Source organism: Cognatishimia sp. SS12, assembly GCF_028369055.1.
In the GTDB taxonomy this organism is placed as follows: domain Bacteria; phylum Pseudomonadota; class Alphaproteobacteria; order Rhodobacterales; family Rhodobacteraceae; genus Cognatishimia.
This window is the reverse complement of the sequence record NZ_JAQNCZ010000004.1, coordinates 382065-404206: the sequence shown is the minus strand read 5'-3', so window position 1 is coordinate 404206 and position 22142 is coordinate 382065. Positions and strand designations below refer to the sequence as shown.

Sequence of the window (22142 nt, the reverse complement as noted above, 5' to 3'; positions counted from 1 at the left end):
ACAGGAGAGAATAAATGAAACTGATGAAATCAACGGTCTTAAGCGCCGCCATCGTATGCGCGGCGGCGGGTGTTCAGGCGCAGGAAAAAGTCATGATTGGTGAACCCAGCTGGGCAGGGGCCAAAATCATGGCCAATCTGATCGGCCAGGTGATCGAGTCCCGCCTTGGTGGCGAGGTCGGCTATGCCCCCGGTGCCAACGCGGTCATCTTCGAAGCGATGAATGGCGGGCGCGGCGACATTGACGTGCACCCGGATGTCTGGCTGCCGAACCAATCCTCATTCACTGACAAATTTGTGGACGGTGCGGGCACCGTGGCGCTGTCCGAAGGGTCCTACAAAGGGCAGGCTGGCTTCTGCGTGCCAAACTATATGGTCGAAAAGCACAACATCAAATCGGTCTTTGACCTTGCGACCCCAGAAGGCCAGGCGCTGTTTGACGGCGACAATGACGGCATGGGTGAAATCTGGGTTGGCGCGTCGGGCTGGGCCTCCACCAACATTCACCGCGTGAAAGTCCGCGATTATGGCATCCAATCCTTCCTGGAGCCGTCGACCGAAGATGAGGCCGTATTTTACGCCCGCCTCAAAGACGCGATCGCCGAAGAGCAGGGCGTCGTGTTCTATTGCTATAAGCCGCACTATGTCCACGCGCTTTATCCGGTGACGCTTCTGGATGAGCCAGAATATGACGCGGACCAATACAATATCGTGACCGCAGATTCTGATGCGGATTGGTTTGAAAAATCCAAAATCACCACCGGTGATGAGGTGAAAACCGTGCGCGTGGCCCATTCCAAATCCTTGGAAACGCGCAATCCAGCTGCCGCCTCATTCCTTTCGGCGATTGACATGAGTTCGGATGCGCTCTCGCAGCTGACCTATGAGGTCGTTGTACAAGGTGAGGCCATCGAAGACGTCGTGGCGACTTGGATCGAAAACAATGGCGAGACCGTCGATGGTTGGCTCGGTCTGAACTAAGGGCGCTCCCCAAGGCCGCCAAGCTGTGGCGGTATCTTGCAAGAGGCTGGCGGCACCGCCGCCAGTCCTTTGTCATTCACTCACCTTCCATTGAGGGAACCATTATGTCCGATGAGACATTCATTGACGCCCAAGGGGTCTGGAAAATCTTCGGTGATCGTGCCGACGAAGCGCTAAAAGCGATCCATGACGAGGGGCTTGGTAAGACCGAGGTCCTTGAACGCTTCGGCTGCGTGGTCGGTGTGGCCGACGCGAATTTTCAGGTGCAAAAGGGCGAATTGTTTTGCGTTATGGGTCTGTCCGGTTCGGGTAAATCCACGCTTGTGCGCCATGTAAACCGCCTGCTGGAGCCCACGGCTGGCCGCATTTCAATCGGCGGCGAAGATGTCATGGGGCTGAATGCAGAAGAGTTGCGCCGCCTGCGCAACCGCCGCGTCGCCATGGTCTTTCAAAACTTCGGCCTTATGCCGCACCGCACGGTCCGCGACAATGTGGCGATGCCGCTGGAAATTCGCGGCACCGGGAAGGGGCGGCGCTGGGAAGAGGCGGATCGCGTGCTTGACCTGGTGGAGTTGACGGGCTGGGAAGATAAATATGCCCATGAGCTGTCCGGCGGGATGCAGCAGCGGGTCGGCCTGGCGCGCGCCATCGCGTCCGACCCCGAGATCCTGCTGATGGACGAGCCGTTCTCTGCGCTTGACCCGTTGATCCGCAAACAGCTGCAGGATCAATTCATGACGCTGAGCCACAAGCTGAACAAGACCACCTTGTTCATCACCCACGATCTGGACGAAGCGATCCGCATCGGCAATCGCATCGCGATCATGAAAGATGGCCGCATTGTTCAGATTGGCACACCTGAAGACATCATTCTTAACCCAATTGACGATTACGTATCAGATTTCGTGGCAGGGATTTCCAAGCTCAACATGATTTTCGCCCATGCGGTCATGAAGCCGGTTGACGAATTCAAAGCCAAACACGGCGAGGTCCCAGAGGATGCGGTTGAGGCCCATCCGGGCATGGATCTGAACGACCTCATGGGGCTTTGCGTGGACGGTCACGGCATCGTGGCTGTGACGGATCAGGGTAAGACCGTTGGTGTCATCAACCGCGCGGGACTGATCCGCGCCATTCAAGACAGCCAAGGTTAAGGAGGCGTCATGAACGAAATCAAACCTGAAACGGCCGAGAAAATGAATGCGTTGATCGACGCTTTCGCAGGCCGGAGCAAAGCCTATTATCGCGAAACTTTTGGCCAGATGATGAAGGCCCCGGGCTATCGTTTCACCTTTAACAAAGCCGCAGCGCTCTTGGGGCCGATCTGGTTTGGGGCGCGGGGCCTGTGGTCATGGTTCCTGACCGGGCTGTTACTGGAAACCCTGGCATACATCCAGATCGGCCGAGGGCTTTGGGGTGACCTTGGGCGCGAGGCGCGGCTGCGCGCTGAAAGCATCTCGGAAACGCTGGCCTTGCGCTATGAGCAGATCGCCGCTGCCGAGAAATCGGGTGCCTCTTCGCTGGATGCGCTCAAACGGGCCGCCGCCTCTTTGGAAGGGGCGCTGGTGGATGCCGAAAGGGCGGCAGAGCAGGCCGCGGCTGGCGGGATTGTGTTCGTCGCGATTGGTCTGATCTTGCTTGCGGTGATCAAGTTCGGCGAAGGCGCTCTGGCCAACTGGGCGCTGGAAGGGCAGTTTGCCAAGTGGCGGTCAGATCGCTCGGTCACATCGGGCTGGTCGGAAAAACGCATGGGCGTGGCCGCCGCCTTGATGGCGATGGTGGTGGTTCTGTCGACGGTGAAATTTGCCCGCCCCGGCTCTTTTGATATCCTCAACAGCTTCCCAACCAACCGCAATTGGCGGCTGAACGTCGGCGATGGCGTGCAGGCGGTCTTTGACTGGACCAAGACCAGCGGCCGCGGGTTCTTTGACAGCCTGACCTTTGGCATGCGCAGCCTGCTGGATGCAATCGAAGTTGTCTTGGTGCAGACCCCATGGCCGGTGGTGGCCCTGGTGATCATCATGCTGGCCTATCTCTCTGCGGGCGCGCGCGTCGCCATCTTTACGGGGGCTGCGCTGGCCTACCTCGGGCTGCTGGATTTCTGGGAGAAAGCCATGACGACCGTGGCGCTATTGGGGGCAGCGGCGCTTATCTCGATCACCTTGGGCATTCCGCTGGGTATCTATTGTGCCCGTCGGCCACGGGTGTTCAATGTGGTCCGGCCGATCCTGGATTTCATGCAGTCCATGCCGTCCTTTGTCTATCTGATCCCGGTGGTGGCCTTTATCGGGTCGGGCAAACCCGCAGGCGTTGTTGCCACCATGATCTTTGGCTCTCCGCCGGTGATCCGCTTTACTGTTCTCGGTCTGCGGCAGGTGCCCGAAACAGTGCGCGAGGCCGCTTTGGCCTTTGGCGCAACACCGCGCTATCTACTGTGGCGCGTGGATTTGCCGCTTGCGGCCAAAACCATTATGGCGGGCGTCAATCAGACGATCTTGCTGTCCCTGGCAATGGTTGTGGTCGCCTCTCTGATCGGGGCCAAGGGGCTGGGCGAAGACGTCCTGGAAGCGCTGCAATACGCGGCGGCAGGGCAGGGGATTTTGGCCGGTCTTGCCATTCTATTCTGTGCGTTGATCCTCGACCGGATTGTTGCCGGAAAAAGCAACTGATCCCAAGCGCTCCTATGCAAACAGAAGCCGGCGGCCCGGTTGGGCCGCCCGTTTTTTTTGACGGATATGATCTGGGTCAGACCGAAAGCTTGCGGCGCTTGGCGGCGCGGGCTTCGCGCAGCGCCTGCTCCTGACCTTTGCGAAAGCTGCGCTCGACAAAATCCATATGGGTTTTGGCCGCAGTTTCGGCGGCGGTGCCGTCGCCTTTGATGATCGCTTCGGCAATGGCTTTGTGCTGCGCGAGCAAGGCCCGCCCGGTGCCATCCATCGTGCGCAGGAATTCGCGGTTATAGAACACCCCCTGGCGCGTCAGATCATAGATCGAGGCCATCATGTGAATCAGTGTGGTGTTCTGGCTGGCGTCCACAATCGCGGTGTGCAGGCGAATGTCGGCCTCTTGCGAGGCGTCGATGTCGTCGTTTTCCCAGGCGGTCTGCATGTCAGCAATGATTTCAGTGAGCCGCGCTTTGTCAGATTGCGTCGCCCGCTCTGCGGCGAGCCGCGCGGCAAAGCCTTCCTGTTCGCGGCGGTATTCAAGATAGTCGAAAAATGCGCTGCCGTGGCGCGCATAAAGCGCCAAAAGGGCGGGGGACATGGCGCGCCCGGTCAGCGTGGCCACAAAGGTGCCCTCGCCATGGCGCACGTTGACAAGCCCGCGGCTCTCCAAGGTTTGCAACGCTTCGCGCAGCTTGGGACGCGACACGCCCATGGCCTCTGCCAGCTCCCGTTCTGAGGGCAGTTTGCGTCCTTCTTTCAGGATGCCATCCACAATCATCGACTCGATCTGATCGACGACCGCATCGGCAATTGATTCGTGGCCAATCTGTTCGAATGGGCTTGTATCGCTCATCTTTTCGGGTCTCTGCGGCTGGTGGGTTGTCAGGTTATTTTACCTCATCATCGCAGAACGACAAGTAAGTTCGCGGCAGGCGGCGCAAGTTAGGCCCCTGAAACCGCGCCATAATTACCGTGTACATGCGACGCAGACCTATATTTCGTTAGCGCGAACCGTGATTTTGGCCGCTTTGACGCTGGGCGGTGGTAAATTATTTTGTTGACTGGAATGCATGGTAAATAATATTAACCAGTAAGTCGCCGGGCCAAATATACCCGGCAAGGGGAGGCATTTATGAGACAGACACACGACTCTCGGGCGGTTGCAATCGCCGCTTATCTGCCTTTCGCGCAAACACCCTTTACAGCTGCGTCTTAACCGGAGAGTGGAATGCGGCTGACAGATTGCCATAACTTCCAGGATTTTCGAAAGCTGGCGCAGCGTCGTTTGCCGGGCCCAATTTTCAATTATATTGATGGGGCGGCAGATGATGAGGTGACGTATCGCAAGAATACCACCGCCTTTGAGCAATGCGACCTGTTGCCGTCGGTTCTCAGCGGCGTGGCCGACGTGGATATGTCCGTCACGGTCATGGGGCAGCGGCTTGAAATGCCGATCTATTGTTCGCCAACGGCGCTACAGCGCCTGTTTCATCATGAGGGCGAACGGGCGGTCGGCGCGGCGGCGGCAAAATACGGCACGATGTTTGGCGTCTCCTCGCTGGGCACTGTCAGCCTCGAAGAGATGCGCCGCAAACACAAGACGCCGCAGGTTTACCAGTTCTACTTTCATAAAGACCGCGCCCTGAACAAGGCGATGATGGCCCGCGCCAAAGAGGCGGGGGTGGATGTGATGATGCTGACCGTTGACAGCATCACGGGCGGCAATCGTGAACGCGACCTGCGCACCGGCTTTAGCATCCCGTTCAAGTTGACCTTGGGCGGCATGGTGCAATTCGCGATCAAGCCGATGTGGGGCATCAACTATCTGACACATGAAAAATTCTCATTGCCGCAGCTGGAAGATCATATCGAGATGGACGGCGGCGCGAGCTCGATCGGGGGGTATTTCTCTGAAATGCTCGACCCGTCGATGGATTGGGATGATGTCGCTGCGATGGTGCAGGAATGGGATGGTCAATTCTGCCTGAAAGGTGTGATGACCGCCGAAGATGCGCGCCGCGCGGTGGATATCGGTTGCACGGGCATTGTGCTGTCCAATCATGGCGGGCGGCAGCTGGATGGGTCGCGCACGCCATTTGATCAGCTGAAGGAAATCGTCGATGCGGTCGGCGACAAGATTGATGTGCTGATGGACAGCGGCATACAACGCGGCACCCACGTGCTGAAAGCGATTGCGCTGGGGGCCAAGGCCGTGGGTGGCGGGCGCTTTTACCTCTATCCGCTGGCCGCCGCAGGGCAGGCCGGCGTGGAACGGGCGCTGGGCCTCATGCGGGCCGAGATTGAGCGCGACATGAAATTGATGGGCGTCTCTTCGCTGCGCGAGCTGAGCCGCAATAGTGTGCGGTTCCAGGGGGCGTTATGACAGAGCAATCGCTGATCACCGAGCTCAAGCGCATTTGCGGCAAGCGCCATGTCCTCACGGGCGCGCGCGCCACCAAACCGTTTCGCACCGGCTTTCGCTCGGGTGAGGGGGAGGCGCTGGCGGTGGTCCAGCCCGGCACATTGCTGGAGCAATGGCGCGTCCTCAAGGCCTGTGTGGCCGCAGACAAAATCGTGATCATGCAGGCGGCCAACACCGGCCTGACCGAAGGGTCGACCCCCAAAGGGCGCTATGACCGCGATGTCGTGCTGATCAACACGCGGCGGATGAACCAGCTGCAGTTGATCAATGACGGCACGCAGGTCATCAGCTTTCCGGGCACCACGCTATTTGCATTGGAAAAAGCGCTTGCGCCGATTGGGCGTCAGCCGCATTCGGTGATTGGCAGTTCTTGCATTGGGGCCTCTGTTGTTGGCGGCGTCTGCAACAATTCAGGGGGCGCGCTGGTGGAACGTGGTCCGGCCTATACCGAACTTGCGCTCTATGCGCGGATCACCGCGGCGGGAGACCTAGAACTCGTCAACCATCTGGGCATTGCCCTGGGCGAGACACCCGAAGAGATCCTGACAACGCTGGAAACCGGCGGCTTTGACGCGGCGGCGATTGACAGCGGCAATCGCAAGGCGTCGGACACCGATTATGCGCGCCGTGTGCGCCAGGTGGATGCCCCAACGCCGGCGCGGTTTAACGCCGACAAATCCCGCCTTTACGAAGCCGCGGGCTGCGCCGGGAAACTGGCGGTGTTTGCTGTGCGGCTGGACACCTATGCCAAACATCAGGACGAACGTACCTTTTATGTCGGCACCAATGATACCGCCGCCTTGACCGAGTTGCGCCGCCGTATCCTGGAAGGGTTTGAAACCCTGCCGATCAGCGCCGAATACATGCATGAAGAGGTGTTTGACATCTCTGACGTCTACGGCAAGGACACGATGGTGATGATCGACAAGCTTGGGACCGATCGTTTGCCGATGTTCTTTGCCCTCAAGGGGGCGATTGATGCGCGGCTGGCAAAGCTGCCGGGCTTGGGCAATTTCACCGATCGCTTCATGCAGGGGCTGGCGCGGCTCTGGCCAAATATCCTGCCCAAACGCATGCGCGGGTTTCGTCGCAAATATGCCCATCATCTGATCCTGAAAATGCGCGATGGCGGCATTGCCGAGGCGCAGGCCCTGCTGACGCAACTACAGGCGGAGAAGACGGTGGATTTCTTTGAATGCACCGCGCGTGAGGCCAAGCTGGCGGGGCTGCATCGCTTTGCAGCCGCCGGGGCGGCCGTGCGCTATATGGCGATGCATGAAAAAGAGGTCGAGGGCATCATCGCGCTTGATATCGCGCTGCGCCGAAATGACCGCGACTGGTTTGAAACCCTGCCGCCTGAAATCTCGGCACAGCTGCTGCACCGGCTCTATTATGGGCACTTCATGTGCCATGTTTTGCACCAGGATTATGTGGTGAAAAAAGGCGCTGATCTGGCCGCGTTAAAGGCGGAAATGCTGAAGATTCTTGATGATCGCGGCGCGGAATACCCCGCAGAACACAATGTTGGGCATCTTTATGCTGCAAAATCTGACCTCGCAGCGTTTTACAAATCCGTTGACCCAACAAACAGTCTGAACCCCGGAATCGGGAAAATGTCACGCAGGAAAAACTATGCATAACGCGATGATCTTGCTGAGAAATACGGAAGGAGATGTGACCTAAACCAATCGGTGTCGTTCTGAGACTGGAAAGATTGGCATTGTATACAGTTGTACTCAATTGAGCGCTACCAACAACTTTAAGGTGTGTGAGAAATTGAACTACATCTTGCCTGATCCTTCCATTGGCGCATAGAAATTCTGCATCGGACCTGAATTGAGATGTGGAAAACGCCGAACGTCGCGAGGGGTGACATAGCCGTTGACCAAGCTCGACACAGCGTCTGAAAAGCGCGCCAGGTCTGCTTGTATTTGGTGAGCTATTTGCCAAGACTTTGTTTTGGCAAATGAAATATAAACCAGTGATGCGGAAGAGGAGCCGCGCAAACCGCTCAGTTTTATCAGGTCGTCACATCAATGGAATGTGATTGGAAGGTTATTTGGTTTTGAGCAAGCATGAAAATGCGATGGGAAAAGGTGAAATCAAAGAAGGAAAAACATTCTTCTTTTATTCTCGTCATTTCGCCTTAAGAATGAACTCACGGTGTGGAGCCCAAGCGGTCAAACACCACATGGGGACGAGAAAATAGGGGGGGACACCCCCATAAATGATCGACCAATATTAGGGAGCTATTGAATGGATCGTCGTAAGTTTTTGAAATCTGCAGGTGTCGCAACAGCGGGGGCGGGTGCCGCCACTCTGGCAACCCCAGCGTTGGCGCAAAGTGTACGGGACATGGTGATTGTATCCACCTGGCCACGTGACTTCCCAGGTCTTGGCCTGTCCGCACAACGTTTTGCTGAGCGCGTGACCGCACTGTCGGATGGCCGCATCAAAACCCAATACTTCGCAGCAGGCGAACGTGTGGGTGCATTTGACGTCTTTGACGAAGTTGCCAGCGGCAACTCTCAGGCCTATATCGGCGCAGATTACTACTGGACCGGCAAGCACGCTGCGTTCGGTTATTTCACCACCGTGCCTTTCGGCATGACAGCCCCAGAATGGAACGCATGGATCCGCTTCGGCGGCGGCCAAGAGCTGTGGGATGAGCTGTCAGGCGAATTTGGTCTGAAGAAATTCGCAGTGGGCGGCACCGGCGCACAGGCGGGTGGCTGGTTCAACAAGGAAATCAACTCGCCAGATGATCTGCAAGGTCTGAAAATGCGTATCCCGGGTCTGGGCGGCAACGTCATGTCCAAACTGGGCGTTTCCACCGTGTCTCTGCCAGGTGGCCAGATCTATGAAAACCTCGTCTCCGGCGCGATCGACGCGACCGAGTGGGTTGGCCCGTTCAACGATTACTTCATGAAGTTCTATGAAGCCGCGAAATACTACTATGTTGGCGGCATGCACGAGCCAGGTGGCGGTCTTGCCCTTGGTCTGAACAAAGACTGGTGGGAAAGCCTGAGCTCTTGGGAGCAGGCCATCATCGAAGCGGCTGCGCATGAAGAGAACTCTGCCCAGGTTGAAGAAGCCATCGCGAAAAACGGTGAATATCTGAACCGTCTGGTCAACGACCACGGTGTGCAGGTGCGCGCCTATAGCGATGACGTCTGGGATGCCTTTGGCGACGCGGCGCTTGAAGTGTTCGAAGAAACCCGTGCGCATTCTGCGCTGGCGGCGAAAATCGACGATCACTTCCAGAAATCGCTGCGTGAAATCGGCGGGTTCCGTGCGAAGTCCGAGATTGAATTCTCGCTTCAGCGTAACCGCGTTCTGGGTATCGGCTAAGCTCTGAAAATCGAAAAAAAATATGCAAAGCTGGCGGTTATCGCCAGCTTTCATTGTATCTATGAGAGGGGCTAGGATGACTACCCAATCACTGCAGGACAATGCAGCCTCGGGCATGGGAGCGCCCGACATCGCGCCACAACCTGCAAATTTCGTGCGCAGTGTCGGTTGGATCTCGCTGTTTCTCCTGATGGCGTTGCTGCTGAACAACGTGCTTGTCTTTGCGGCAGGCTTTCCAGATTTCTTTTCGATCTTCTCGGGCGCGCCAAAATCCGCCCTGTCGATCGCAATATTCGGCGCGGCGGTGGTCGCGGCCATCGCTTTGGTGTTGACCACCCAATCGCGCAGCCTGCGCGATGATGCCCTGCGCATTGCCCGGTTCAACGCCTATCTGATCCGCGGTTTCTTTTTCGCGGTCTTGTTTGTCGGGCTGGTCGATGTCGCCATCGCCTTTATGCGCGTTGAGAACTTGCTGATTAACTTCATGTCGATTGACACGGCCCGCGCGTTTGGGCGCGCCAGTTTCGTGGGCATGAATGTGCATATCCCGCTTGTGGTTTTGGGGTTTGTCGTGGCGCTGTTCTCGCGCACCATCGGCTTTACATGGCTGGCACTGATGATTGTGGTGGCCGAGCTGCTGATCGTGATCACGCGGTTCCTGTTCTCTTATGAACAGGCGCTGATGGGGGATCTGGTGCGCTACTGGTATGCGGCGCTGTTCCTCTTTGCCTCGGCACATACGCTGTTTGAAAACGGCCATGTGCGTGTGGATGTGCTCTATGCGGGCCTGAATGGCCGGCGCAAAGGCGCGGTCAACGGCATCGGCACCATCCTTCTGGGCATGACCACCATGTGGACCATCATCCTGATCGGCTTTGGCCACAGCCGCGCGATCATCAACAGCCCGTTGCTGAATTTTGAGATTTCGCAGACCGGCTCCGCGGGCATGTACATCAAATACCATATGGCGGCCTATCTGGGCATCTTTGCCATCACCATGCTCATTCAATTTGTCAGCTACCTCTTTGAGGCCTACGCAGACTACCGCGGCGAACCGGGTGCACGTGAAATTGCACCGGCTGCACACTAAAGGGACTGACAGATGGAACTGTTTTTTCTCGCACTGCTTTTGATTATCATGGCAGGGGCGCTTGGCTCCGGGTATCCGGTCGCCTTCGCGCTACCGGGCGCGGCGATTATCACCATTGTACTGGCCGCCGGCAGCGGCGCGATATTTGCCGGCGACATGGACGCCTATTTTCATTCCGGGGGGCTGTCGCAATGGTTGACCGCCGGGGTGACAAACCTCAGGGGCATATACTGGGAGGTTGAGAGGGATACGCTCATAGCCATCCCGCTCTTCATCTTCATGGGCATCATGTTGCAGCGCTCCAAGATCGCCGAAGACCTGCTGGTTGCCATGGCGCAGCTGTTCGGGCCTGTGCCCGGCGGTCTGGGTATCTCTGTTGTCTTTGTGGGCGCGCTTTTGGCGGCCACGACGGGTATTCTGGGCGCAACCGTGGTGGCGATGGGGATGATTTCCCTGCCGGCCATGCTGCGCAACAACTACTCCAAATCGCTGGCCACCGGCACCATTGCTGCCTCCGGCACATTGGGGCAGATCATCCCGCCATCGATCGTTCTGATCATTCTGGCGGACCAGTTGGCCAGTGCCACCGATCAGGCTTCCTCTGCCCGTAAGGCGCTTCACAAGGCCAATACCGGCGAGCTGTCGATGCCTTCGGCCTTTGATGTGACCTCAACCAGCGCCGGCGAAATGTTCCTTGGGGCTTTTGTGCCGGGCATTCTGCTGGTTGGCATCTATATGGCCTACATCCTGATCCGGGCGTTGATCAAACCAGACTCGGCCCCAACCGTGCCGTTTGATGCCAAGATCACCGGCAAATACATCCTTAAACTGCTGCTGACACTGGTCTCGCCTCTGGCACTGATCTTCCTGGTGCTGGGCTCCATCATCGGCGGTATCGCCACGGTGAACCAGGCCGGTGCCATCGGCGCCGCAGGGGCGATCATCATGGCGGGCTATCGCCTGAAGGAAGGGGACCGTAACACGTTCTATCCGGCCATCCTCGCCCTGGCGGCCATCGCGCTCGCGACCTATGCGCTTTTGAACTACGAGATGAACATCAAGAGCATCTCCTCGGCCGAAGAGCAGACCGGCATCAACATCGGTATTGTCGCGACGACCATGCTGATCATCTCGCTGATCTGGAGCGGCTGGCGCACCTATCGCATCGACAACACCCTGTCAGAAGTGATGATGGAAACCGCCAAGACCACCTCGCTTGTGTTCGTGATCCTGCTGGGCGCGGCGATGCTGACAGCAGCCTTCCGGGCCTTTGGCGGCGAAGAGCTGGTGCGGCATTTCCTTGAAGGGTTGCCAGGTGGCTTCTGGATGAAATTCACCATCGTCATGCTGGTGATCTTTGTGCTGGGCTTCTTCCTGGACTACATCGAAATCGCCGTTGTGGTTGTGCCGATTGTGGCTCCGATCCTGCTGGCGGATCCGAGCGCCAACATTACCGCCGTGTGGCTGGGTGTGATGATCGGGATGAACATCCAGACGTCGTTCTTGACCCCGCCCTTTGGCTTTGCGCTGTTCTATCTGCGCGGTGTGGCCCCGGCGATCGTCAAGACCATCGACATGTATAAGGGCGTCATTCCCTTTATCGGGTTGCAGGTCTTGGCACTGGCTGTCGTCGGGCTGTATCCGCCACTGGTGAACTACCTGCCAAACCGCGTGTCTCTGCTCTCTGAAACCGCGCCGCCCCCACGGAACCCCAAGCTGCAATATTGCCTTGAGAATTACGTGGCGGATGTCTTTGCCAATGACGGCGCAGCCGTCCGGGAAGCCATCGCAAAGGGTCGCGGGCTGGACGTGAGCTATCTGCCAAACGATCTGTCCTCTGATCTGACACGCACCTTTGGCGAAGCGGATCAGGCCTTCGAGCTGATGGAGGCCATCGGCACCACCGAGGCCGATGCAATTGAAGCCGGGGAAGACTATCGCCCCAGCCACACAATTGTGCGCGCATTGCAACGCGATATCCGCGTGCTTGAGGCGGAGCGCGACGAGGCGCAGGTGGCGTTGGATCGGGCGCGGGGGGATGAGACAATCATCACGTCCTCCGAAGCCAAGATCGCCAAGGCCGAGGCTGAAATCGCTGAGCTGACTGCCAAGATCCCGGCAGATTGGGCTGATGTGCAGGCGGCTTACGCCAAGTTCATCAAGGCGGAACAGGACGCGCGCAACAGCTATCGTCGCTTTGCCGATAACAACACAGACACGCTGTCTAATGCGCTGGGTGTGATCCGCGATGGCGAGGCTTACGCCGCTTTGGCAGAGCCGCTGGAAACGCTGAAATCGGAGGTGGCTGCGGCCAACAACGAAGACGCGATGGAGCTGATCAAAGAGGCGGAGTCCACCGTTGGGGCCGTCAATGGCACCAGCGAAATCAGAAGCCTGCTGTCCAAAGCGCGCCGCGCGCTGCGGGGCTCTGGTGCTGACCCGGTCGAGGCAATGGCCCTGATCGAAGAAGCGCAGCAGACCCACGCCGCAGATGTTGATTGGCGGTTGCGTGCAGCGGCAGAGCTGACCACGCCGCTGACCGACGTGCAGGCCGCGCTGGCCAATACCATCGGTCTGCGCAGTCAGGACAAGCTGACCCGCGAACAAGCGCTGTTCCTTGCCAGCTGTAGCTCGGATCATCGCGACATTGGTCTGAACTTCTGATCGGTTCAAAAAACAAAAGAAAACGGCGGCCTTCGGGTCGCCGTTTTTGTTTTCCATACCGCGATCTGCCCATGTCCCCGGCGGTGGCGCAGGGGTGGTCGAGCCCGGCAAACTAGGCTAGGGAAGGCGCATAAGGCACGCGCGTGATCTGCGCGCCATTTGGGGGAAATCATGCAAAAAATCTCGCTGCCAGAGCGGCCCGATTGGCGCGGCACGGCCAAGGGGCTTGGCTTTACCTTTGCGGACATGCATGGCGAGCCCTATTGGGATGAAACCTCTGCCTATCAGTTCAGCCTGCGCCAGATCGAGGATGATATCGAAGATCCGGCCACAGAGCTGCACAGCCTCTGCCGCGAGCTGATCCCTGATATTTTGGCCAGCGAAGAGATGATGGACCGCCTCGTTATTCCGGCAGCGCATCGCGATTACATCGCCGCCAGTTGGCGTGACGGCGCGCCGGAAATTTATGGGCGATTTGATCTGGTTTATGATGGCAATGGCCCAGCCAAGATGCTGGAATATAACGCAGATACGCCCACGTCACTTTACGAGAGCGCGTCTTTTCAATGGTCCTGGCTGGAAGAGCAGATCGCCGCTGGCGTGCTGACACCCAAGGATGATCAGTTCAACGGCATCCACGAGGCGTTGGTGGCGCGGTTTGCCGCGCTGTTCCCCAAGGGGACGGACCTGCATTTTACGGCCATTGCCGGTCAGCCCGAAGATTACGCCACTGTCGAATCCATGGGCTGGGCCGCGCGCGAGGCGGGGCTGGGCGCGCATTACACTGACCTTGAAAAAATCGCGCTCAGCGAAGAGCGGCAGTTTTTGGATGACGAAGACCGGGTGATCGCCACGCTGTTCAAGCTTTATCCTTGGGAAGATCTCTTGCGCGATGACTATGCCGCGCATCTGGCGGCCGCAGGTTGCCTCATGCTGGAGCCCGCGTGGAAAGCGCTCTTGTCCAACAAGGGTATTCTGCCGCTGCTTTGGCAAAAGTTCGAAGGCCACCCCAACCTGCTGCCCGCCTATTTTGCCGATGACACCGACGGCTGCGCCAGCCTAGGCGGCAGCTACGTCGAAAAGCCGATCTTCTCGCGCGAAGGGGCCTCGGTGCGCATTGTCGAGGACGGGCAAACCCTCGACGTGGCGAGCGACCGCGCCTATGATGCCCACCCGATGATCCGCCAAGCCTATCAGCCGCTGCCGATTTTTGACGGGTTCCGTCCCATCGTTGGGGCCTGGGTGATTGGCGAGACCTGCGCCGGTATCGGCATCCGCGAAGATCGCGCCCGCATCACGCAAGACCTCTCACGTTTCAAACCTCATTTCATCCGTGACTGACCGGAGCAGAGCCATGACCAAACGATCCAAATCCGTTGCATTGACCATCCTGGGCGCCGCGGCCTTCACACTGGCCGGATGCCAGGAAGAAAAGGTTGAGGCCCAGGCCTTTCCCGATCTACAGACCTGCAAGCTGAATGCAGACGAGGGCAGCGTGCTGACCCCGGCAGATTGCGACGCGGCCTTTGCCGAGGCGCAAGCGCTGCATGTGGAATCTGCGCCGCGCTATGAAAGCCGCGAACTCTGTGAACAGGAACACGGGCCGGGCGGCTGCGGCAGCGAGGCGGAGGCGACGCAGGGCGGGTCGGGCAGCATCTTTATGCCGCTGCTCACCGGCTATCTGATTGGCAATCTGCTGAGCGGCGGCGGGCGCGGTATGGCGGCGGCGCAACCGCTCTACAAGACCTCTGATGGGCGCTTCACCAATGCGTCCGGCAGCTCTAGCTTTTCCACCAACAACGGGCGCGGCACGATGAATGCAACGCAGTTCACGCGCCCGGCGGCGACAGCGGGCAAGCCGCCGATGACCCGCGCCATGGTTGCCTCCCGCGGCGGGTTTGGCAAATCCAGCACCGCAGGGCGCAGCTACGGCGGCTAGGCCGGGGTCAGCGTTTTGGTGAACATCGCCAGCAGAAAGGTGCAGGCGTCGGCCGCGGGCGCGTCGATGTCCGGCATCAGCACCTGCACCTGGGTGTCAAAATCGGCATAATGCTGCGTGGTGGCCCAGATTGAGATGATCAGATGGCGCGGATCGCTTGGGGCGAGTTTCCCGTCGGCCATCCAGCGTTCAATCAGCGCCACTTTGGCATCAAAAAGCGGTTTCACCCCGGTTTCCAGATGCGGCTTCATACGGGGGGCACCTTGGATGATTTCATTGGCAAACAGGCGGCTTTCGCGCGGGAATTGCCGGGTCATTTCCATTTTGCGCCGGATATAGCCGGTGATTTCTGTCAACGGATCGCCCGCCGGGTCCATGGCCTCCAGCGGGGCAAGCCAGCTGTCGATCAGCTGGTTAAGCAATGTGACGTAGATCTCTTCCTTGCCATTGAAATAATACAGAATGTTGGGTTTGGAGAGGCCGCTTTCGGCCGCCACCTGATCAAGGGTCGCGCCCCGAAACCCGTTTTGGGAAAACACTTCGAGGGCGGCCTCCATGATCAGCTGACGATTGCGCCGCTGAATGCGACTAAGCTGTTTGCCTGATGTGCTGTCATCCGCCATGAAATGCCCCCCCAGAGGTGTGAACCCCGGAGATTACTGGCCGACACGGGGCAGGTCCAGCGGTGTTTCATGCAATTTTGCCAGCGCGCGCGGGGCTGACATGGTTTTCCTGCGCGGCGCGGCGGCCTATATAGCCTGACAACACACGTGATTGCACAAGGGGCCTGCAAAAAATGGCATCGAAGAAATTGACATGTTTTGCCTGCGCGCAGGTCAATCGCCTGCCCGAAGAGCGGCTGACTGAGGCGGCAAAATGCGGCACATGTGGGGCCAAATTGATCACTGGCAAAGTCGCCGAAGTGGACCTTGCCACACTGCAAAAGGCAGCGCGGCATGATGACCTGCCGCTGGTGGTGGATTTCTGGGCCCCCTGGTGTGGGCCTTGCCGGCAGATGGCCCCGCAGTTTCAGCAGGCCGCCGGCACGCTGAAGGCGCAGGCGCGGTTGGTGAAGCTTGACACCCAAGAGCACCCGAAAGCCAGCCAGATCTACGGCATACGCGGCATTCCGATGTTGGCGCGCTTTGCGGGAGGGCGGGAGCAAGCCCGGCAGGCGGGCGTGATGCCAGCCCCGGCCATTATCAATTGGGTGATGCGCGGTTAGGGTATTGTCCGTGCAATAAAAAACGCCCGGTTGCCAATGGAGGGATGTATTGGGAACCGGGCGTTTTATGTAGATACATGCGGCGGGTTAATTCCCACTCTGTACCCATGGGGATGGTAGTATGTGTGTGCTTTACGTGTGGGTGAAAGAATATGCGGCCAATGTCACCGATGGCAGCCCGATTGAGACCAGAGCATAGGTTTGAAAGGCAGCAGCGAAATCGCCAAACCCAAAGAGCATCTGCACCGTTGCGCCCATCAGACCGAGAACGCTCGCAAACAGAAACAGGACAATTGCCATTGTACTCTCCTTAATTGGGTTTTTGCCGCTTCTGCAGCGCGGAGACTTCGTCTCTCAATGATTTGTAATACACTCTCTAATTTAGGCACGAATGTGGCAAGGGTGGGACCACATCAAGAAGCTTTACAATTTTAAGGAGAAAAATCTAGTGGGTTCTTCGTGTCAATTTTAGGAAACCGCTGGTGACAAGCCCAGCGAGCGCCAGACAGAGCGCGATCCAGCCGAAATACCAAAGACGCCCGGCGAGCGCATCATCGCCATAAGAGGCAGCGAATCCTCTTTGCCCAAAGCGGGCCGCTGCAAAGGCCAGAAGGCTGAGGCCCGCAAATATGCCGGCGGCGCGGCCATCGCCCAGCGCGGTGCCCAACGCCAGCGCCAGTGGTCCGCCGATCAGCAGGCCAATCCCCAATGCCTGGGTTGCCCACCAAGGGTGCGCGCCAAACTGCTGGGGCAGCATCAGCCCATAGGCCAGGGCCGCAAGCAGCACAGCAGGTAGGAGTGCCAGCAAACGGCGCATTCAGATCAACGCCCAGTCGGTAAAGACATAGGGCCCCTGACGTTTGGTGCCCGGGGCCTGATAGGGCGTGGGCGGGGCTTTGCGGTTCTCACTCGGCTTGGTCTTCGCGGCCGAGGCGCGGGGTTTAGCGCGTGGCATGACATCTCCTCTCTGTCTATGATGTGGCCCTTAGGGGCGCATCAGTCCAGCCATGTTACAAACGCCTAAAGCGCATGTGAGGTTCCGTGTGTCATGGGGCGGCGCAGGGTGTGGGGCGGCAGGCGCATGCGGCCTTATCCAAGGATAAGGACAGTGCACCTGCCGCTTTAACCATTGATTTACAAGTGTTTAATCAGAATTGTCGCAGCGTGCGTAGGCAACGCAACGCGGCTTCAGAATTCACTGCGTCAACAGGCGATAGAGGTCATCCTTGAGGGCCGCGCGTTTCTTGCGCAGGTCCACTTCGGCCAGTTCTTCCATCGGCGCGACATTGGTTTCGGCGCGATGCACCGCGCGATTGACCGCGTGGTATTCTTCGGCCAGCCGGGCAAAATGCGGATCGGCCTGTTTCAGGTCCGAAATTTTGGCGGCGTGCTCGGGGAATTCAGCGGCAAGTTCATGTGGGGTGTGTGACATGGGGTCCTCCGGTCATGTGGTTTGATCAGAGCCTAGCGCCAAGGGCGCGCATGGGATTTGATAGGGATCAAATGGCGCGGTGTTTTTTGCCGAGGCCGGGCGTTGGGGTGTTACCCCACCGATGCGAGAGGGGGGCGACCGGGAACTGTAGGTTGGGACTCCACCCTTCGTACTGATGTTTGACGCGGAACAAGGCCGCAGGCCGCCGCGCCAGCGCCGACCCGCCCGGATGGGGCGGCGCTTTTGAGAGGTCACGGCACACGATGGCTTTTGCGGATTTGGCGGGGATAAAGGGGCTGACGGCATGTGGCGCGCGCCACCCCGCGGGTCGGCGCTGGCGGTTGCGCGGTTAACCTGGGACGTAAAAGGGTGGGGTTTGACCTAACCACGCCCCGTCACAGGAATGTGGCAGGGTCCAAATAAAAAGGCGGCCCCAAAGGACCGCCCCAAACTCTTACCGCGTGAACTTCTTGTGCTTCATGCGCTTGGGTTCCAGCGCGTCGGCGCCAAGGCGGCGTTTCTTGTCTTCTTCGTAATCTTCAAAGTTGCCTTCGAACCATTCCACATGCGCCTCTCCCTCAAAGGCCAGAATATGCGTACAGATCCGGTCGAGGAAAAAGCGATCGTGCGAGATGACCACGGCGCAGCCGGCGAAATCCACCAGCGCATCTTCCAGCGCGCGCAGGGTTTCGACGTCCAGATCGTTGGTCGGTTCGTCCAAGAGCAGGACGTTGCCGCCCTCTTTCAAGAGCCGCGCCATATGCACGCGGTTGCGTTCCCCGCCCGAGAGCAGCGACAGTTTCTTCTGCTGATCGCCGCCCTTGAAGTTGAAAGACGAACAATAGGCGCGGGAATTGACCTGCGCGTCGCCCAGCTCAATAATCTCGGCCCCGCCGGAGATCGCCTCCCAGACGGTGTCATTGTCATTCAGGTCATCGCGGCTCTGGTCCACATAGCTCAGCTGCACGGTGTCCCCATAGCTGACCGAGCCGGTATCCGGCTGTTCCTGCCCTGTGAGCATCTTGAAAAGCGTGGATTTACCGGCGCCGTTGGGGCCGATCACGCCGACAATGCCGCCCGGTGGCAAGGAAAAGTCCAGCCCTTCGATCAGCTGCTTGTCGCCAAAATGTTTGCCCAGGCCCTCGACCTCGATCACCTTGCTGCCCAGACGGGGGCCATTGGGGATGACGATCTGCGCGCGGCCGACCTTTTCACGCTCGGACTGATTGGCCATCTCATTATAGGCTGAGATCCGCGCCTTGGATTTGGCCTGACGGGCTTTCTGGCCCTGACGCATCCATTCAAGTTCGCGTTCCAGCGTTTTCTGTTTGGCCTTGTCTTCGCGGGCTTCTTGTTCCAGACGTTTGGCCTTTTGCTCCAGCCAGGCAGAGTAATTGCCCTCATAGGGAATGCCGCGGCCGCGGTCGAGTTCCAGGATCCAGCCGGTGATATCATCCAGGAAATAGCGGTCATGGGTGACGCAAAGGATGGTGCCCTTGTAGTCAATCAGGTGCTGTTGCAGCCAGGCGATGGTTTCCGCATCCAAATGGTTGGTCGGTTCATCGAGCAGCAGCATGTCCGGCGCCTCAAGCAGCAGCTTGCAAAGCGCAACGCGGCGCAGTTCCCCGCCCGAGAGGTCGGCGATCTTGGCGTCATCCGGCGGGCAGCGCAGCGCCTCCATCGAGACATCGACCTGGCTGTCCAGATCCCAGAGGTTTTCGGCGTCGATCTGATCCTGCAGCTTGGCCATTTCCTCGGCGGTTTCATCCGAGTAGTTCATCGCCAACTCGTTATAACGATCCAGAATGGCCTTTTTCTCGGCCACGCCCAGCATGACGTTTTCGCGCACGGTCAGGCTGTCATCCAGCTTCGGTTCCTGTGGCAGATAGCCAACTTTGGCCCCTTCGGCCGCCCAAGCCTCGCCGGTGAAATCCTTGTCCAGACCGGCCATGATTTTCATCAGCGTGGATTTACCCGCGCCGTTGACACCGACCACACCGATTTTCACGCCGGGCAGAAAGCTTAGGTGGATATTCTCAAAACATTTCTTGCCGCCGGGATAGGTCTTGGAGACCCCCTGCATGTGATAGACGTACTGATAAGCTGCCATGTCGGGCTCCGAGACTTAGGGGATTCTGATGCGCATTTAAGCGCCCGCGCGTGTGATACCGGATGGGGTGGGGGATGGCAAATGGGGGAGGGCGTAATTCCTGTCACGGTTTATTGTTGATCGAAATTTCTTAGTGGGCATATTTAGATCAATTGAACCAAATGGAATTTGTAATGAGCAAGAAACCCGCCCCCAAAAGAAAAACTAGGACAGTAAGAAATTTCCCCGCGTCAACCTTCTCCGAAGCTTTGAAATTCGCAAAAGAAGTTTTCAGAGTTGGGGCTGGACAAAAGATACGACGCCTTACTTTGTTACAAGAACTAGGCAAATCTCCGACAAGTTCGACCGCACGACAGGCGATTACAAATTCAAGCAAGTACGGTCTAACAACTGGTAGCTACAATGCAGAGTGGATTGAATTAACTGAACTGGGTTTAAAATCTACCTCTGATCGGACTTTGGCGCGTGAGCGCGAGCGTGCAAAAATTGAAGCTTCGGTGCTTCAGATTGCTCCATTCAAAGGTGTGTATGAAAGCCTAATCGAAGCCAAGTTACCTGCGAATTCTGTGCTCATCGACAAGATTAAGGAGTTTGACGTTGCCGACGAAGCTGCAAGTGAAGCAGTAGAAACTCTGATTGTAAATCTTCGGGATGTAGGTCTTCTAAAAACTATTGCGGGTGCGGAGCGGATAATCTCAGTGGACATGAGGTTAGATGAGTTGCCAAGCACTGCCGCCGATGTTTCCTCAGTCAACGAAAAGGGACTGCAAGATGCGCCGCAAGTTTCTCTAGGCAATCATTCAATTATCACCTCGGACAGAGCCGACTACGAAACGACGGCATTTTATGTTTCTCCTATTGGAGCCGAAGGTTCCGATACAAGGAAACACGCTGATCTGTTTGCGTCTAGTATCGTCGAACCAGCGTTGGAAACTTCAAAGTTAAGGCTCGTACGTGCTGACCAAATCGATACGCCGGGGGTAATTACTAGGCAAATTTTGGACTATATTATTCACTCCAGATTGGTAGTCGCAGACCTCTCTTTTCATAATCCTAATGTTTTTTACGAACTTGCTATTCGACATCTCATGAGAAAGCCAACTGTTCAAATAATGAGGTCGAGAGAAAGCGTACCATTCGATATTAATCAAAGCCGGACCATTATGATTGATGACAGTGACATTTATACTTTGGTTCCTCAAATTCCTGTGTACATCAATCAGATTTCTGCTCAGGTACGTCAGGCTTTAGAAAACCCGGACGCAGTGGATAACCCAATCTCGATTTATTATCCAAATCTGGTTTCGCAAATAGTTCAGGCTGAACAGCAATAAGCCCGGCAAAGCCGGGCGGCGCCCGACCCTCCCCACGGGAGGGCGCTTCGCACCCACCCAGGGTCGGGCGCTGCCCTATCTTGGGAAAGCAATACGGCGCAGATTTCCCTGACTTTATTCCCATCTCCCAAGGGTCGGGCGCTGCCCTCGCCATTTTTGCCCACCGTAGGCCGGGCTTCAGCCCGGCACCCACCCTCAACTCCCGCTTTCCCTCTGGACATTCCGCCACTGGCTAAGTCTATTCAGCACAATGAGAAAGCGCGTGACATATCTGCGGGCCGGGATGACGGTGGGGCTGCTGGGCGGCTCGTTTGATCCGCCGCATGCGGGCCATGTGCATATCACGCGCGAGGCGCTGAAGCGCTTTGATCTGGACCGGGTGCTCTGGCTGATCAGCCCGGGCAATCCGCTGAAACCCCAAGGCCCGGCGGCCATGGCGCGGCGCATGGCGGCGGCGCGGGCGATCATGCAGCACCCGCGCGTCACCATTTCGGATATCGAGGCCCGCATCGGCACCCGCTATACCGCTGAAACCATCGCGCGGCTGCGGATGATGTACCCCGGCGTGCGCTTTGTCTGGCTGATGGGGGCGGATAATCTGGCGCAGTTTCACCGCTGGAAGGACTGGCAGAGCATTATGGAGACCGTGCCCATGGGGGTTCTGGCGCGGCCCGGCGACCGCTTTGCCGCGCGCACGGCCAAGGCCGCTGATGTCTATCGACAGGCGCAGATCCGCGGGCGCGACAGTCGCCGTCTGGCCACGGCACCCGCCCCAGCCTGGAGCTTTGTCAACGTGCCGATGAAAAGCCTCAGCTCCTCGCAGTTGAGGCGCGAGGGCAAATGGCAGGCCGAACCCGCAGGCACCGCCCCCGACAAAGCCATGAAGCAAAATCAATAATCTGGCCCTTTGCGCGCCTTGCTTTTGCCCC

Annotated in this window: 20 protein-coding genes; 13 read left to right on the top strand and 7 right to left on the bottom strand. The window is 58.0% G+C overall.

The features are described 5' to 3' along the window. Positions 1–14: 14 nt before the first annotated feature. The 3 genes from N6L24_RS11455 (at position 15) to N6L24_RS11445 (ending at position 3649) form a co-directional block, all read left to right on the top strand. Positions 15–980: an ABC transporter substrate-binding protein gene (locus tag N6L24_RS11455; protein ID WP_271844812.1), complete on the top strand. Its 966-nt coding sequence runs from the start codon at positions 15–17 to the stop codon at positions 978–980. Positions 981–1084: 104 nt separating this feature from the next. Continuing rightward, complete coding sequence (locus N6L24_RS11450; RefSeq protein ID WP_271844811.1) at positions 1085–2134, top strand: quaternary amine ABC transporter ATP-binding protein; 1050 nt, start codon at positions 1085–1087, stop codon at positions 2132–2134. Positions 2135–2143: 9 nt separating this feature from the next. Beyond that, on the top strand, positions 2144–3649 hold the full coding sequence (locus tag N6L24_RS11445; protein WP_271844810.1) for an ABC transporter permease: 1506 nt from the start codon (positions 2144–2146) through the stop codon (positions 3647–3649). 76 nt (positions 3650–3725) lie between these two features. On the opposite strand, the gene N6L24_RS11440 is transcribed toward N6L24_RS11445, so the two are convergent. Beyond that, positions 3726–4499 carry a FadR/GntR family transcriptional regulator gene (locus N6L24_RS11440; RefSeq protein ID WP_271844809.1) on the bottom strand — a complete coding sequence of 258 codons (774 nt, stop codon included), beginning with the start codon at positions 4497–4499 and terminating at the stop codon, positions 3726–3728. Positions 4500–4874: 375 nt separating this feature from the next. Between N6L24_RS11440 and N6L24_RS11435 the strand changes: the two genes are divergently transcribed. From N6L24_RS11435 to N6L24_RS11405, 7 genes are all read left to right on the top strand, one after another. Continuing rightward, positions 4875–6029: an alpha-hydroxy acid oxidase gene (locus N6L24_RS11435; protein ID WP_271844808.1), complete on the top strand. Its 1155-nt coding sequence runs from the start codon at positions 4875–4877 to the stop codon at positions 6027–6029. Then, positions 6026–7708, top strand: coding sequence for a D-lactate dehydrogenase (dld, locus tag N6L24_RS11430; RefSeq protein ID WP_271844807.1), 1683 nt, complete (start codon positions 6026–6028; stop codon positions 7706–7708). Before N6L24_RS11435 ends, dld begins: the two co-directional genes overlap by 4 nt. Positions 7709–8324: 616 nt before the next feature. Next, on the top strand, positions 8325–9419 hold the full coding sequence (locus tag N6L24_RS11425) for a TRAP transporter substrate-binding protein (protein WP_271844806.1): 1095 nt from the start codon (positions 8325–8327) through the stop codon (positions 9417–9419). 76 nt (positions 9420–9495) lie between these two features. After that, a complete protein-coding gene (locus N6L24_RS11420) occupies positions 9496–10509 on the top strand; it encodes a TRAP transporter small permease subunit (protein ID WP_271844805.1) in 1014 nt (337 codons plus the stop codon). A gap of 12 nt (positions 10510–10521) precedes the next feature. Beyond that, positions 10522–13173, top strand: a complete 2652-nt coding sequence (locus N6L24_RS11415; RefSeq protein WP_271844804.1) for a TRAP transporter large permease subunit — start codon at positions 10522–10524, stop codon at positions 13171–13173. Positions 13174–13344: 171 nt separating this feature from the next. Beyond that, complete coding sequence (locus tag N6L24_RS11410) at positions 13345–14514, top strand: glutathionylspermidine synthase family protein (RefSeq protein WP_271844803.1); 1170 nt, start codon at positions 13345–13347, stop codon at positions 14512–14514. 13 nt (positions 14515–14527) lie between these two features. Next, positions 14528–15112, top strand: a complete 585-nt coding sequence (locus N6L24_RS11405) for a DUF1190 domain-containing protein (RefSeq protein WP_271844802.1) — start codon at positions 14528–14530, stop codon at positions 15110–15112. Here N6L24_RS11405 and N6L24_RS11400 read toward each other — a convergent pair. Then, complete coding sequence (locus tag N6L24_RS11400; RefSeq protein ID WP_271844801.1) at positions 15109–15735, bottom strand: TetR family transcriptional regulator C-terminal domain-containing protein; 627 nt, start codon at positions 15733–15735, stop codon at positions 15109–15111. The genes N6L24_RS11405 and N6L24_RS11400 overlap by 4 nt on opposite strands. A gap of 173 nt (positions 15736–15908) precedes the next feature. On the opposite strand from N6L24_RS11400, the gene trxC reads away from it, so the two are divergent. Then, positions 15909–16337: a thioredoxin TrxC gene (gene trxC / locus N6L24_RS11395; protein WP_271844800.1), complete on the top strand. Its 429-nt coding sequence runs from the start codon at positions 15909–15911 to the stop codon at positions 16335–16337. Between the two features lie 132 nt (positions 16338–16469). Here trxC and N6L24_RS11390 read toward each other — a convergent pair whose 3' ends face one another. The 5 genes from N6L24_RS11390 to ettA all read right to left on the bottom strand — a co-directional run bounded on the left by N6L24_RS11390 (position 16470) and on the right by ettA (position 19879). After that, entirely contained in the window at positions 16470–16637 is a 168-nt protein-coding gene (locus tag N6L24_RS11390) for a hypothetical protein (RefSeq protein ID WP_271844799.1), read from the bottom strand. Between the two features lie 145 nt (positions 16638–16782). Then, on the bottom strand, positions 16783–17154 hold the full coding sequence (locus N6L24_RS11385) for a hypothetical protein (RefSeq protein ID WP_271844798.1): 372 nt from the start codon (positions 17152–17154) through the stop codon (positions 16783–16785). Further along, a complete protein-coding gene (locus N6L24_RS11380; RefSeq protein ID WP_271844797.1) occupies positions 17155–17292 on the bottom strand; it encodes a hypothetical protein in 138 nt (45 codons plus the stop codon). Positions 17293–17532: 240 nt separating this feature from the next. Beyond that, positions 17533–17769 (bottom strand): YdcH family protein, encoded by a 237-nt coding sequence (locus N6L24_RS11375; RefSeq protein ID WP_271844796.1) that lies wholly within the window; start codon positions 17767–17769, stop codon positions 17533–17535. Between the two features lie 454 nt (positions 17770–18223). Continuing rightward, on the bottom strand, positions 18224–19879 hold the full coding sequence (ettA, locus tag N6L24_RS11370; RefSeq protein ID WP_271844795.1) for an energy-dependent translational throttle protein EttA: 1656 nt from the start codon (positions 19877–19879) through the stop codon (positions 18224–18226). A 173-nt stretch (positions 19880–20052) separates the two neighbouring features. Between ettA and N6L24_RS11365 the strand changes: the two genes are divergently transcribed. Further along, complete coding sequence (locus tag N6L24_RS11365; protein WP_271844794.1) at positions 20053–21213, top strand: hypothetical protein; 1161 nt, start codon at positions 20053–20055, stop codon at positions 21211–21213. 250 nt (positions 21214–21463) lie between these two features. Next, a complete protein-coding gene (locus N6L24_RS11360) occupies positions 21464–22111 on the top strand; it encodes a nicotinate-nucleotide adenylyltransferase (RefSeq protein ID WP_271844793.1) in 648 nt (215 codons plus the stop codon). Positions 22112–22142: the final 31 nt, after the last annotated feature.

Excerpts from the sequence above, each read along its gene's own strand:
- N6L24_RS11420 (WP_271844805.1), top strand. The coding sequence starts at position 9,496 with ATGACTACCCAATCACTGCAGGACAATGCAGCCTCGGGCATGGGAGCG.
- N6L24_RS11445 (WP_271844810.1), top strand. The coding sequence starts at position 2,144 with ATGAACGAAATCAAACCTGAAACGGCCGAGAAAATGAATGCGTTGATC.
- N6L24_RS11425 (WP_271844806.1), top strand. The coding sequence starts at position 8,325 with ATGGATCGTCGTAAGTTTTTGAAATCTGCAGGTGTCGCAACAGCGGGG.
- N6L24_RS11405 (WP_271844802.1), top strand. The coding sequence starts at position 14,528 with ATGACCAAACGATCCAAATCCGTTGCATTGACCATCCTGGGCGCCGCG.
- N6L24_RS11365 (WP_271844794.1), top strand. The coding sequence starts at position 20,053 with ATGAGCAAGAAACCCGCCCCCAAAAGAAAAACTAGGACAGTAAGAAAT.
- N6L24_RS11380 (WP_271844797.1), bottom strand. The coding sequence starts at position 17,292 with ATGCCACGCGCTAAACCCCGCGCCTCGGCCGCGAAGACCAAGCCGAGT.
- ettA (WP_271844795.1), bottom strand. The coding sequence starts at position 19,879 with ATGGCAGCTTATCAGTACGTCTATCACATGCAGGGGGTCTCCAAGACC.
- N6L24_RS11435 (WP_271844808.1), top strand. The coding sequence starts at position 4,875 with ATGCGGCTGACAGATTGCCATAACTTCCAGGATTTTCGAAAGCTGGCG.
- N6L24_RS11415 (WP_271844804.1), top strand. The coding sequence starts at position 10,522 with ATGGAACTGTTTTTTCTCGCACTGCTTTTGATTATCATGGCAGGGGCG.
- N6L24_RS11400 (WP_271844801.1), bottom strand. The coding sequence starts at position 15,735 with ATGGCGGATGACAGCACATCAGGCAAACAGCTTAGTCGCATTCAGCGG.
- N6L24_RS11390 (WP_271844799.1), bottom strand. The coding sequence starts at position 16,637 with ATGGCAATTGTCCTGTTTCTGTTTGCGAGCGTTCTCGGTCTGATGGGC.
- N6L24_RS11360 (WP_271844793.1), top strand. The coding sequence starts at position 21,464 with ATGAGAAAGCGCGTGACATATCTGCGGGCCGGGATGACGGTGGGGCTG.
- N6L24_RS11375 (WP_271844796.1), bottom strand. The coding sequence starts at position 17,769 with ATGTCACACACCCCACATGAACTTGCCGCTGAATTCCCCGAGCACGCC.
- N6L24_RS11450 (WP_271844811.1), top strand. The coding sequence starts at position 1,085 with ATGTCCGATGAGACATTCATTGACGCCCAAGGGGTCTGGAAAATCTTC.
- N6L24_RS11440 (WP_271844809.1), bottom strand. The coding sequence starts at position 4,499 with ATGAGCGATACAAGCCCATTCGAACAGATTGGCCACGAATCAATTGCC.
- N6L24_RS11455 (WP_271844812.1), top strand. The coding sequence starts at position 15 with ATGAAACTGATGAAATCAACGGTCTTAAGCGCCGCCATCGTATGCGCG.
- N6L24_RS11410 (WP_271844803.1), top strand. The coding sequence starts at position 13,345 with ATGCAAAAAATCTCGCTGCCAGAGCGGCCCGATTGGCGCGGCACGGCC.
- dld (WP_271844807.1), top strand. The coding sequence starts at position 6,026 with ATGACAGAGCAATCGCTGATCACCGAGCTCAAGCGCATTTGCGGCAAG.
- trxC (WP_271844800.1), top strand. The coding sequence starts at position 15,909 with ATGGCATCGAAGAAATTGACATGTTTTGCCTGCGCGCAGGTCAATCGC.
- N6L24_RS11385 (WP_271844798.1), bottom strand. The coding sequence starts at position 17,154 with ATGCGCCGTTTGCTGGCACTCCTACCTGCTGTGCTGCTTGCGGCCCTG.